The organism is Corynebacterium halotolerans YIM 70093 = DSM 44683 (assembly GCF_000341345.1).
Taxonomy (GTDB): Bacteria; Actinomycetota; Actinomycetes; order Mycobacteriales; family Mycobacteriaceae; genus Corynebacterium; species Corynebacterium halotolerans.
This window is the reverse complement of the sequence record NC_020302.1, coordinates 1,540,318-1,552,191: the sequence shown is the minus strand read 5'-3', so window position 1 is coordinate 1,552,191 and position 11,874 is coordinate 1,540,318. Positions and strand designations below refer to the sequence as shown.

At 69.6% G+C, this 11,874-nt stretch carries 11 protein-coding genes; 6 read left to right on the top strand and 5 right to left on the bottom strand.

Going from position 1 to position 11,874, the window contains the following annotated elements; genetic code table 11:
- The first annotated feature begins 53 nt into the window (after positions 1-53).
- From A605_RS07235 to A605_RS07210, 6 genes are all read left to right on the top strand, one after another.
- The gene (locus A605_RS07235; RefSeq protein WP_015400847.1) at positions 54-389 is read left to right on the top strand and encodes a hypothetical protein; all 336 of its coding nucleotides are present in this window, start codon (positions 54-56) and stop codon (positions 387-389) included.
- Between the two features lie 112 nt (positions 390-501).
- Positions 502-1,863 (top strand): DEAD/DEAH box helicase, encoded by a 1,362-nt coding sequence (locus A605_RS07230; RefSeq protein WP_015400846.1) that lies wholly within the window; start codon positions 502-504, stop codon positions 1,861-1,863.
- Positions 1,864-1,908: 45 nt separating this feature from the next.
- Complete coding sequence (locus A605_RS07225; protein WP_015400845.1) at positions 1,909-3,291, top strand: hemolysin family protein; 1,383 nt, start codon at positions 1,909-1,911, stop codon at positions 3,289-3,291.
- Positions 3,288-4,340 carry a hemolysin family protein gene (locus A605_RS07220; RefSeq protein ID WP_015400844.1) on the top strand — a complete coding sequence of 351 codons (1,053 nt, stop codon included), beginning with the start codon at positions 3,288-3,290 and terminating at the stop codon, positions 4,338-4,340. The genes A605_RS07225 and A605_RS07220 overlap by 4 nt, the downstream gene beginning before the upstream one ends.
- Positions 4,341-5,201, top strand: coding sequence for a hypothetical protein (locus A605_RS07215; protein WP_015400843.1), 861 nt, complete (start codon positions 4,341-4,343; stop codon positions 5,199-5,201).
- A 24-nt stretch (positions 5,202-5,225) separates the two neighbouring features.
- A complete protein-coding gene (locus tag A605_RS07210; protein WP_015400842.1) occupies positions 5,226-6,701 on the top strand; it encodes a vWA domain-containing protein in 1,476 nt (491 codons plus the stop codon).
- A 126-nt stretch (positions 6,702-6,827) separates the two neighbouring features.
- Here A605_RS07210 and A605_RS07205 read toward each other — a convergent pair whose 3' ends face one another.
- The 5 genes from A605_RS07205 to secA2 form a co-directional block, all read right to left on the bottom strand.
- Positions 6,828-7,379 (bottom strand): MerR family transcriptional regulator, encoded by a 552-nt coding sequence (locus A605_RS07205; RefSeq protein ID WP_015400841.1) that lies wholly within the window; start codon positions 7,377-7,379, stop codon positions 6,828-6,830.
- 116 nt (positions 7,380-7,495) lie between these two features.
- A complete protein-coding gene (locus tag A605_RS07200) occupies positions 7,496-8,152 on the bottom strand; it encodes a bifunctional nuclease family protein (protein WP_015400840.1) in 657 nt (218 codons plus the stop codon).
- Positions 8,149-8,889, bottom strand: a complete 741-nt coding sequence (gene ftsR / locus A605_RS07195; protein WP_027004160.1) for a transcriptional regulator FtsR — start codon at positions 8,887-8,889, stop codon at positions 8,149-8,151. Before ftsR ends, A605_RS07200 begins: the two co-directional genes overlap by 4 nt.
- Before the next feature lie 56 nt (positions 8,890-8,945).
- Positions 8,946-9,380 (bottom strand): oxoglutarate dehydrogenase inhibitor Odhl, encoded by a 435-nt coding sequence (gene odhI, locus A605_RS07190; RefSeq protein WP_015400838.1) that lies wholly within the window; start codon positions 9,378-9,380, stop codon positions 8,946-8,948.
- Positions 9,381-9,570: 190 nt separating this feature from the next.
- Complete coding sequence (gene secA2, locus A605_RS07185; protein ID WP_015400837.1) at positions 9,571-11,862, bottom strand: accessory Sec system translocase SecA2; 2,292 nt, start codon at positions 11,860-11,862, stop codon at positions 9,571-9,573.
- Positions 11,863-11,874 lie beyond the last annotated feature (12 nt).

Genomic DNA, 11,874 nt, shown 5'->3' with positions numbered 1-11,874 from the left:
TCACCGGCGGTACGCGCCCGTGGCGCAGAAAGTGTACGGGCACCGTGCGAGACGTGGACTCCGCCACCGCCGCCCTGTTTGTCCTCGGTGCCGGGCAGGAGCTCACCGGGCACTCCGGGCGCCACGGCCCAACCGTCGGCTGGGTCATCCTGGCCGGGCTCGCGGTGTGGGCAGTAGTGTTCCGCACCCGTCGCCCCTCCTGGCTGCTGCCGTGGACCTGCACCATCTCGGTGGCGGCGATCGTGGCCCCGCCGCTGCTCGACGGGCACTGGCCGTCACTGCTCAGCGGGGCGATCACCGCATCCATTGCCGCACTGGTCTCTCTCCGGTACCTGGGTGGACCGCCTGTTCGGCGCGTCACCGGCCGAGGACAACGGGACCCGGGATGAGCCGGAGGGCCAGTCCCCGGCATAAGGGGTGGGCTCGGACGGGCGTCGGTGGCCACCAGCCGCAACCATGGCGACCACGGACTTTCACGGGCAAGGGACTACACTTCCCCCAATGACAACCTTCAAGGATCTCGGCCTGCCCATTCCCATCGTGCGTGAGCTCCAGCGCGAGGGCATCACCGAGCCCTTCCCCATCCAGGCCGCCGCCATCCCGGACGCACTCGCCGGCCGCGACGTCCTCGGGCGCGGCCCGACCGGCTCCGGCAAGACCTTCACCTTCGGCCTGCCGATGCTCACCCGCCTGGCCGAGTCCGGGGCGTCGAAACCCGGCCGCCCGCGTGGCCTGGTGCTCGTGCCCACCCGTGAGCTCGCTGCCCAGGTGCGCGAGCGCCTCGACCCGGCGGCCGCCGCGGTGGGCCTGCGCACCCTCGATGTCGTCGGCGGCGTGAACATCAACCGCCACATCCGGTCGCTGGCCGCACCCGTCGACCTGCTGGTGGCCACCCCGGGCCGCGCCCAGGACCTCGTGGATCAGGGCAAGCTCTCCTTCGACGACGTCGCGGTCACCGCCCTCGACGAGGCCGACCACATGGCCGACATGGGCTTTCTCCCCCAGGTCCGCCGCCTGCTCGACAAGACCCCGAAAAACGGCCAGCGCCTGTTGTTCTCCGCCACCCTCGACGGTGACGTGCAGAAACTCGTCGACCGCTACCTCACCGACCCGGTCACGCACTCGACCGCCCCGGTGGAGGCGAGCGTCGACACGATGACCCACTACCGGCTGCTCGTCGGCGACCGCGATGCCCGCAACGAGATCGTCCTGCGCATCGGCGCCCGCGAGGGTAAGACCATCATGTTCATGCGCACCAAGCACGGCGTGGACCGCCAGGTCAAGAAGCTGCGCCGCGTGGGCGTCAACGCCCTCGGCCTGCACGGCGACAAGGGCCAGACCACCCGCACCAACGCGCTGGCCGGCTTCACCGACGGTTCCGTGCCGGTGCTCGTGGCCACCGACATCGCCGCCCGCGGCATCGACATCGACGACGTCTCGCTCGTCGTCCACGTTGACCCGCCCGCCGAGCACAAGGCCTACCTGCACCGCGCCGGGCGCACCGCCCGCGCCGGCACCGAGGGCACCGTCGTCACGCTCGTGATGGACGACCAGCGCAAGGAGGTCCAGCAGCTGATGCGCAAGGCCGGTGTGGACGCCGAGGAGGTCTCCGTCACCCCGGACAGCGGTTCCTTGGCTAAAATCACGGGGGCACGGGTGCCCTCGGGCATCCCGATCGCCCCTCCCGGCTCCCAGTCGAAGACCCCGCAGTCCCCGCAGGGCCGCCAGCAGCGCGGATCCCGTGGCTCCCGCGGCGGTCAGAAGGGTCGCAGTGGCCAGAGCGGTCAGGGTGGCCGTGGCGGCCACGGAAACCCGGGACGGGGCAACCGGCGTTCGGCAGGCGGACGTCGCAGCCAGTCCTAGACGCAGAAAGTTGATTCCCCGGCCCCGTGACGCGGGCCGATTCTAATGGACATACTCATAAGCATCCTCGCACTGCTCGGCTTCGTCGCGTTGACGGGCTCGACGGGCCTGTTCGTGGCCATCGAGTTCGCGTTGACCGGCATGGAACGGTCCACCGTGGACAACCACGTCAAGGACCGGGGCGACAGGAGCGCCCTGGCGGTGCAGAGGGACCATCAGAATCTCTCCTTCGTGCTCTCCGGCGCCCAGCTGGGCATCACCGTGACCACCCTGGCCACCGGCTTCCTCGCGGAGCCGGTGCTCGCCCGGTTCTTCACCCCGGCCCTGGAGCTGGTGGGCCTGCCGGCCTCCGCCTCCGGCGCGGTCGCCCTGGTCCTCGCCCTGATCGTCGCGACGTTCCTGTCAATGGTCTTCGGCGAGCTGGTGCCCAAGAACATGGCGATCACCCTGCCCCTGCAGACCGCCCGCGTGGTGGTCCACCCGGTCCACGCCTTCAACGTGGTCTTCAGGTGGTTCATCAACGCCATGAACCGCTCGGCGAACTTCGTCGTCCGCAAGCTCGGCATCGAACCCGCGGATGAGCTCGCCTCCGCCCGCTCCGCGCAGGAACTGGGCTCCCTGGTGCGCAACTCCGCGGAATCCGGCGGCCTCGACGTGGACACCGCGAAGGTCATCGACCGCTCCCTGCAGTTCGGCGACGCCACCGCCGGGGAGTTCATGACCCCGCGCTCGACGATCGACTCACTCGGCGCGGACGACACCGTCGACGACCTCATCGCACTCGCCCTGGAGACCGGCCACTCCCGCTTCCCCGTCGTCGACGGCGACCTGGACGACACCCTCGGCGTGGTCCACGTCAAAGACGCCTTCTCGGTGCCGCGTCAGGACCGTTCCACCACCACCCTGGGGCCGCTGGCCAAGAAGGTGCCGGTGCTGCCGGACACCCTCGACGGCGACGCCGTGCTCAACGCCGTGCGCTCGGCCGGCTCCCAGGTCGTGCTCATCGCCGACGAGTACGGTGGCACCGCCGGGCTGGTCACCATCGAAGACGTCGTCGAGGAGATCCTCGGCGAGGTCTACGACGAGCACGACGACGCCGACGCCGAGCGCGACTTCCAGCAGTTCGGCTCCTCCTGGGAGGTCGCCGGCCTGGTGCGCGTCGACGACCTCGACAAGCACATCGGCTACACCGCCCCCGACGGGCCGTACGAGACCCTGGGCGGGCTGATCATGTCCGCCATGGGCAAGGTGCCCGCGGTCGGCGACATCGTCCTGCTCCCGCAGGCGGATTCCCCCGGCCGCGCCGAGTTCGAGACCGGCATCGGCGGGCGCTGGGTCGCCCGCGTGACCGTGATGGAGGACCGCCGCATCGACAAGGCGACGCTGACCCCGATCACCGACGAGGAAGCCGAGGCCTACCAGCAGTGAACATCTTCACCACGATCCTCCTGATCGTCGCCCTGCTCGCGGCCAACGCCTTCTTCGTCGCCAGCGAGTTCGCGCTGATCTCCTCGCGCCGCGACCGCATCGAGTCCCTGATCGCGCAGGGCAGGCCGGCGGCCCGGAAGGTCCTCCACGCCACCGAGCACCTGTCCATCATGCTCGCCGGCGCCCAGTTCGGCATCACCATCGCCTCGCTGATCCTGGGCAAGGTCGCCGAACCGGCGGTCGCCCACTTCATCGAGGGCCCCTTCCTGGCGCTCGGGGTGCCGGAGAACCTGCTGCACCCCATCGCCTTCGTCATCGCCCTGAGCTTGATCACGTTCCTGCACATCCTCTTCGGCGAGATGGTGCCCAAGAACATCGCCATCGCCGGCCCCGAGACCCTGGCGATGTGGCTGACCCCGGCAATGCTCTGGTGGGTGCGCATCACCCGCCCGCTGATCGAGTTCATGAACTGGATCGCGCGCCTGACGCTGCGCGCCTTCGGCATCGAGCAGAAGGACGAGCTCGACTCCACCGTGGACCAGGCGCAGCTGGCGACGATGATCAAGGAGTCCCGCGACGAGGGGCTGCTCGACGCCGAGGAGCACGCCCGCCTGGCCAAGGCCCTGCGCTCCGAGCAGCGCAGCCTCAAGGAGGTCATGATCCCGCTCGAGAAGGTCCGCTCCCTGGACTTCGGCCGCCGCGGCCCCACCGTCGGAGACCTGGAGGCGGCGGTCGTCGAGACGGGCTACTCCCGCTTCCCGGTCGTCGGCCGCGACGGCGCCTTCCTCGGCTACCTCCACGTCAAGGACGTCCTCGACCGCCTGGCCACCGCCACCGGCGACGAGGTCATCCCCCGCTCCGAGATCCGCCCGCTGACCATCGTCGACGGTGCCGGCAGCATGGACGAGGCGCTGCGCAAACTGCACCGCCGCTTCGCCCACATGGCCCAGGTCCGCGACCGCGGCGAACTCCTCGGCGTGATCACCCTCGAGGACCTCATCGAGGAGTACGTGGGCACCGTCAACGACTGGACCCACGAGGACCGGTAGATGGAGCTGACACCCGACCACTGGCGCGAGCGCATGACCGCCCACGAACACCGCGCCGACGCCCATACCCGCGACCACCTGGAGCGGCGCCGCCGGCACGAGAAGCACCCCGTCTTCGACTTCCTCTTCGAGTACTACCCCGTGCGCCCGGCCCACCTGCGCCGCTGGCACCCCGGCGTCGGCGTGGAGCTGCTCGGCGAGCCGCCGCACGAGGACTGGCGGGACTACACGCGTCACGACGACCGCGTCACCGTCGACGTCGACGCCTTCTGGGCCCGCCGGGGGGACTCGATGATCTACATCCGCGGCCTGCTGCGGCGCACCAACCTCAACCCGTCCCGCTTCGACTGCTTCGGCCTGCACGAGTGGGCGATGGTCTACCGGTCCGACCACCCCCGCCACGACCTCCCCCTGCGGCTGGGCGCGGCGGGCACCGACGCGGTCGTCGAGCAGCACCGGATCCGCTGCACCCACTTCGACGCCTACCGCTTCTTCACCACCCCCGCACGCCCGCTGAACCTGACCGTGCTCACCCGCGAGGACCAGCCCGACAACGACCAGGCCGGCTGCGTGCACGCGACCATGGACCTGTACAAGTGGGCGTCCAAGCTGGGCCCGCTGGTGCCCGGGGAGCTGTTCCTGGACACCTTCGAGCTGGCGGTCGACGCCCGCATCCTGGACATGGAGGCCTCCCCCTACGACTGCCGGGACCACGGCTTCGACGTGGTGGCCATCGAGACACCGGAGGGCAAGGCCGAGTACGTTGAACGACAGCGCGGGCTGGCCGAACGCGCCCGTCCGCTGCGCGACCGGCTTGTCGGACTCATCGACGCCGCCGAGCGCACTACACTGCGAAGCTAGTCACTGACCGGAAGGATCGCGCTCGTGGGTCGTCACTCCAACGGCAAGAACAACTACGCCGTCTCCACCAACGTCATCATCGCCATTGTGGTGATCCTCGCCCTCATCGCCGGCCTCGTGTGGTGGTTCTGGGTGCGCGACGCCGCCGAACCGGGACAGACACAGGCCGAGGGCGAGTGCATCGAGGGCGAGCTGATCCTCCCCGTGGCCGCCTCCTCCCCCACGGTCGCCGAGGACCTGATGGCCGACTGGTCCGGCACCGACCCGGTGGTGCGCGACCACTGCGTGACCCCGCAGCTCGTCGACGACCCGGCGGAGGCGGCCGTCTACGTCGCCGCCGACTCCCCGGCCACCACCGCGGTCCTCGAGGAGGCCGGACGCACCGCCGCCTCCTCCGAACACCCCGTTGTCGCCGAAGGCACCGTGGGCGTCGCCGGCCGCGGCCAGGCGCCGACGATCGAGGACATCGACGCCGCCGAGGTCGCCTACCCCGTCGCCGACCAGACCGGCGCCGCGGTCACCGCCTCCGCGGCGCTCGCGGGAGCCGACGCCGCCCCGGAGCTGGTCGCCCGCGACCGGGAACTCAGCGTCGGGCAGGCCGTCGGCGACGAGGCCCCGCTGATCGCCGTGACGGAGAACACGGTGCCGGAGGGCTACGAGTTCACCGCGCTGCCCGATGCGCGGATCCTCTACTCCGCCATCCCCCTGAACCCGGCCGGCGAGGTCTCCGAGGAGCAGTCCCGAGCCGGGGCCGAGTTCGCCCGCCACGCCGAGGAGAACTCCGGGGTCAGCGCGGAGGACCCGGCCGGCGAGCAGCCGGACCTGTCCGCCGTGTGGGCGGCCGCCGCAGGTGAACAGACCCCCGGGACCGAGAGTGAGACCACCACCGAGGCCGCCCCGGAGGAGACCCAGCCGCCGGCCGAGGATCCCGCCCCGGCCCCGGTGCCAGCGACGGACACGCTGCTGCTGCTCGACACCTCCCGGAACATGAGCGCACCCTTCGGCGGGGGCAGCCTCTACTCCACCGCCGCCGACGTCCTCTCCGCCGTGGCGCTGGACCTGGGTGGTCAGGGACACGGGGTCGCCCTGTGGAACTACTCCTCCCCGATCAACCCGGGTGTCACCGACGGCTGGCGCCGCAACGTCAACTTCTCCGGCGGCCAGGCGGCCGCCGACGCCATCCAGCGCTTCGGCACCGGCGGTGTCCCGCAGACCCGTTCCGCGGTCGTCGCGGCCGTCGCCAACGCCTCCGACCGGTCCAACGAGATCGGCGCCCCGGTCCGCGTACTGCTGGTCACCTCCGCCACCGCCCAGGACATGGACGATCCCACCTTCCGGGACGCTCTCCAGCGCTCCCGCCACGGGAACGTGATCCTGGACGTGGTCCACGTCGGGACCGAGGGTATCGACCCGCTGCTGGCCGAACTGGCGGACAGCCACACCCGGGCGAACACGCCGGAGGAGCTCACCGCCCTGGTGCGCGGGACCGTGGGGCTCTAGGCCGCCCCCGCCCCGCAGCCGGAAGACAGGTCGGCGACAACCGCCCGGAACAAAGAATCACCGAATCCCCGGCCCGCACGTGAGCAGACGGGACCGGGGATTCGGTGATGACGTGGCGCGCGCCTCCTAGGAGGACTTGCGCTGGCGACGGGCGGCGAGCTCGTCGGTGGTGATCACGTTGTCGCGAAAGTCGTCCTCCGAATCGACACGCTCGGAGGGGAAGGCGGAGATGGTTCCGCTCAGTTCCTTCATGATGCCCGGCACGGCGATGCCGAACACGCCCTGTCCCCCGCCGAGCAGGTCGATGACCTCGTCGTTGGAGCGGCACTCGTAGACGGTGGTGCCGTCGGAGACCAGCGTGATCTCGGCGATGTCGTTGACGCCGCGGTCGCGCAGCTTCTCCACCGCCAGGCGGATGTTCTGCAGGGAGATGCCGGTGTCGAGCAGACGCTTGACGATCTTCAGGACGAGGACGTCGCGGAAGGAGTACAGGCGCTGGGATCCCGAGCCGCGCGCATTCCGGATGGAGGGCTTGACCAGATTGGTGCGCGCCCAGTAGTCGAGCTGGCGGTAGGTGATACCGGCCACTTGACAGGCGATGGGCACGCGGTAGCCGACCTCCTCGTCGGGACCGAGGTCGAAGAGTGACTCCTGGACGGGCTGCTGATTACTGCTCACGTAATTACTCCGATGGGGTTTAGATTAAAGCGTTATGCACCATTCAAGAGCAAGGTTAGACCAGCGTCAAGCCTTGACCGCCCGACACGCCCAAAAAGTTAAGCCGAAGTTAACGCCTAATCCCGTGAATCCCCGTCGTCCCCGGAGCCCCGGTCATCGCCGTCCACATCTTCAGACCCGTCATCGGAGTCACCCGGCCCGTCCCCGTCCCCCGGGCCCGCGCCGCGACCGAACAGGTCCTCCTCCGACATGCCGAGCGAGCGCATCATCTCCTCGAAGTCCTTGTCCGCCTGGGCATCGCCCGAGGCCGAGGAATCACCCTCGGTCACGGTGGCGCCCTTGACCTGCACCTGGAGGTAGTCCGCCAGATCCTCGTCGGAGACGAAGACGGAGGCCTGGAGCAGCACGTCCTCGTCGACGTGGATGTCCATCTCGAACATCCGGGCCAGGATCACCGCGTCGGAGGCCCGCGCGTCGATCTCCTGGCCGTCGTTGAGCACGATCGAGGCGATGAACACGCCTTCGTAGTGGCTGACGATGTTGATGCCGGAGACTCCGCTGGTCAGCCGGGTCAGCGTCTCGGCCAGCAGCTCGTGGCTGCCCGGCCGCCGGGGGCTGTAGCCCTTGTCACGGATCTCGAGCTCCGCGGCCGCGAGCGGCGAGAGCCAGATCGGGAGGATGCGCTTCTGCTCGGCCCAACGCAGCACCACACAGGCGAACTGCTCGGGGCCGGTGGTGTGCACACCGTGGTACTCGACAGGAATGAAAGTCATGAATCCAACTCGTCACGCAGTGCGTTCTTGACCAGATTGGCGTGGAGGGAGACCACCAGCGCCGTCATCTGCAGGCCCATCTCCTCCGCCCGCGGGCGCGCGGTGTCGCTGTTCGACTTCGCGACGGGTCCGGCCACCCGGCCGATGAGGTCGGCCTGCCGGTTGGCGGTGTTGCGCAGCGACTTCAGGTGCCGGATGTCGAAGCCGAAGCCCTTGAGCGCCTCGGCGGTCGTGACGATGCGCACATCGTCGGCGGTGAAGAAACCCGCCCCGTCCGGCCGGATCAGTCCCGCCGAGATCAGCTCGGCGACACTGTCCTCCCCGACGCCCGCCTGCTCCGCGACGTCGGTGTCGGTCAGCCGCGTGGCGACGGGCGCGCGGAAGTTCTCCGGCGCGACCATCGGCTCCGCCTCGCCGGCGGTGAGGATGGCGGTGACCGCCCCCGAGTCCATCGCCTCCAGCTGCTCCCGGATGACCTTCAGCGGCAGGTAATTGTCGCGCTGGGTCACCAGGATGTAGCGCAGCCGCTCGACGTCGTCGCCGGTGAACCGGCGGTATCCGGAGGCGGTGCGCTGGGGTGAGATCAGCCCCTCGGACTCGAGGAACCGGATTTTCGAGACGGTCACGTCGGGAAATTCCGCGCGGAGTCGCTCCAGCACCACTCCGATGGACATGGTTTTGGAGGAACTTTTTGCCGAGGTGGAACGGACCGCCGCCGACTTACGGACTGCACTCACTGCTGGTACTGGATCGCTTTTCTTGGGAAGGGGTGGGCAGGGAAATGAGGAAGGAGCTAGTCCTTCTTCGGGGCGGCGAGGAAGACCAGGCGGAACTTGCCGATCTGGATCTCGTCGCCGGTGGAGAGCACCTGAGCGTTGCGCGGCTCGCGGTTGACGTAGGTGCCGTTGAGGGATCCGACGTCGACGACCTCGAACTCGCCGTCGTTGATGCGGAACTCGGCATGGCGCCGGGAGACCGTGACATCGTCGAGGAAGATGTCGGAATCCGGGTGGCGGCCGGCCGTGGTGGTGGTCTGATCCAGAAGGAATCGGGCACCAGCGTTCGGGCCGCGCTTGACCACGAGCAGACCTGCCCCCTCGGGCAGGTTGTCCGCACCGGAGGCGGCCGGGGTGGTGCCAGCGCCGGACTCCATTTCCTTGAGAAGATCGGCACGGAAGACCGACGTCGTCTCGACCTGTGCCTCTGGAGTACCGGTATTCTCGCTCATTTCAATAACCTCCGGTTCGTCGGATCTGTGGACTGAAAGCCATCATAGCCGCTGTGCGCGGGCGGCGAGGGCGTACCCCGCCGCAGATTGCGGGAAAAGCGCACCCACCGTCCCCCGTCGCCTGCGGTTTCGTGGGCGGATACGAGGGTGGCGGAAACAAAATACCCTGCCGGCAAACAGGCGAAGCCCTTCACCGGAAGAGGTTTCCGAGGCCGGAGATGACCGAATTGCCCGAGCCCGCCAGGGGGTTGTCAGAGACCATGTAGGTCCAGGTGGCGGACGGGCGGGACAGGCCCTGGTCCTCCAGGTGGGCACCCTCGGCATCAATCGGAACCGTCCGGAAGGTCGCGACGGCGTCATCGACGGCGCGTTGGGCCAGGTCCCTGAACTCGCGCACGGCGATGCGGTGGTACTCGTCGATGGGGGTCTCCCGTGCGATGGCACGCAGGTGGATCGACTCGCGCACGTCGTCCATGTGCGCCAGATGCTCGGCCCAGGAGTCGTCCAGGTGGAAGAGCATGATCTCGCGCGCCGCCCGCTCGAGCACCTCGCGCGGCAGGCCGGACAACTCCTCCGCCCGCTCCGGCGCCCGCTCGGCCAGTTCCCCCCACGCCTGTCCGGTGTCCAGCAGCTTCGCCCGCCGCTCGTCGATGATCACGCGCTGGTCGGCCAGCAGCTGGTTGTACTTCCAGGACTGGGCGTGGATCTCCAGCAGCTGCCCCTCGGTCACACGCTGACAGTGGCCGATGAAGTCGGCCACCCGCTTCGAGTCGATGCGGCCGTCGGCATCCGGCTGGGCGGTGATCTGCTCCCCCGCGCCGCCGGCGGCGACCACGTCGTCCTCCAGCGAGACGAAGAACAGGGACAGGCCCGGATCCCCCTGGCGTCCGGCGCGACCGCGCAGCTGGTTGTCCAGACGGGAGCTGCGGTGGCGGGACGTGCCGATCACGGCCAGCCCGCCCAGTTCGACGACCTCCCCGTGGTCGGACTCGTCCGCGCCGCCGAGCCGGATGTCCGTGCCACGGCCGGCCATCTGCGTGGAGACGGTCACCCGCCCCAGGTCGCCGGCCTCGGCGATGATGCGGGCCTCCTCGGCGTCGTTCTTGGCGTTGAGGACGTTGACCTCGATGCCCAGCTCCTCGAGTGCCTCGGCGAGCATCTCCGACTCGGCGACGTCATGGGTGCCCACCAGCACCGGTTGGCCGGTGGCGTGGAGGGCGGCGATCTCGGCGACGATCGCACGGTTCTTCTCCTCGGCGGTGGCGAAGATCCGGTCGGCCTCGTCGAAGCGGCGCAGCTCCTTGTTCCGGTCGATGACGGAGACCTGCAGGCCGTAGAACTGGCGTAGCTGGTCGGTGGCCTCGACGGCGGTGCCGGTCATGCCGCAGACCATCGGGTAGCGGCCCATGAGCGCCTGGAGGGTGATGGTGTCCAGGATGCGCCCGCCCTCGGTGACGTCGAGTCCCTCCTTCGCCTCGACGGCCGCCTGGAGCCCGTCGGGCCAGCGTTGCAGGTCGGCCACCCGTCCCCGGGAGGCGTCGATCAGCTGCACCTTGCCGTCGACGACGAGGTAGTGGATGTCGCGGATCAGCAGGGCGCGGGCGTGCAGCGCCAGGTTGACCTTCACCAGGGTGGTGCCGATGTGCCCGTCGTCGTAGAGGGAGCCGATGCCGAGCGCCTGCTCGACACGCTTCGCGCCGGCCTCGGTGAGGAAGGCGTTCCGGCGGTCGTCGTCGATCGTGTAGTGCTCGTTCTCCCGCAGGTGGCGCACGATGTCGGTGATCTGGCCGGTCGCCTCGACCCCGGGCTGGCTGCCGGCGAGCACGAGCGGCACCAGCGCCTCGTCGACGAGCACGGAGTCCGCCTCGTCCACGAGCGCGACGTCGGCCGGTGCCTGCACGGCCTGTTCGCGGCTGGTGATCTGCTGGTCCCGCAGCACGTCGAAGCCGATCTCGTTGACCGGGCCGTAGATGACGTCCGCGGCGTAGGCCTCGCGGCGCTCTCCGGGGGTGAGCTTCTCGGTGACGGAGGCGACCGTCAGGCCGAAGAATTCCACCAGCGGGCGCATCCACTCGGCGTCACGGGCGGCGAGGTAGTCGTTGACGGTGACCACGTGGACGCGCCTGCCGCCCAGGGCGAAGCCGGTGGCGGCCATCGCACCGACGAGGGTCTTGCCCTCGCCGGTGGCCATCTGGATGACGTCGCCCTCGAGCAGGCGCAGCACGGCCTGCGACTGCACGGGGAACGGCTCCAGGCCCAGGGTGCGTTTCGACGCCGCGGCGAGCACCGCGAGGAAGGCCGCCGGGTCGCGCACCTCCCCCGAGGCGGTCAGTTGCCGCGCCCGCCCGGCCAGCTCGGCGTCGTCGAGCGCCCCGAGTTCCGACGCCCGGTCGCCCGCGGCGTCGACGATGGCGCGACTGCGCTTCTGGTTGCGTCCGGACTGTGCCCCCATCGCCTTCCAGAACCAGTCGAATGCGCCCACGGTCCACCTCCG

What these genes read in the sequence shown, in the direction of transcription:
- A605_RS07230 (WP_015400846.1), top strand. Translation starts at nt 502, where the DNA reads ATGACAACCTTCAAGGATCTCGGCCTGCCCATTCCCATCGTGCGTGAG.
- A605_RS07200 (WP_015400840.1), bottom strand. Translation starts at nt 8,152, where the DNA reads ATGACTTTCATTCCTGTCGAGTACCACGGTGTGCACACCACCGGCCCC.
- A605_RS07215 (WP_015400843.1), top strand. Translation starts at nt 4,341, where the DNA reads ATGGAGCTGACACCCGACCACTGGCGCGAGCGCATGACCGCCCACGAA.
- odhI (WP_015400838.1), bottom strand. Translation starts at nt 9,380, where the DNA reads ATGAGCGAGAATACCGGTACTCCAGAGGCACAGGTCGAGACGACGTCG.
- A605_RS07225 (WP_015400845.1), top strand. Translation starts at nt 1,909, where the DNA reads ATGGACATACTCATAAGCATCCTCGCACTGCTCGGCTTCGTCGCGTTG.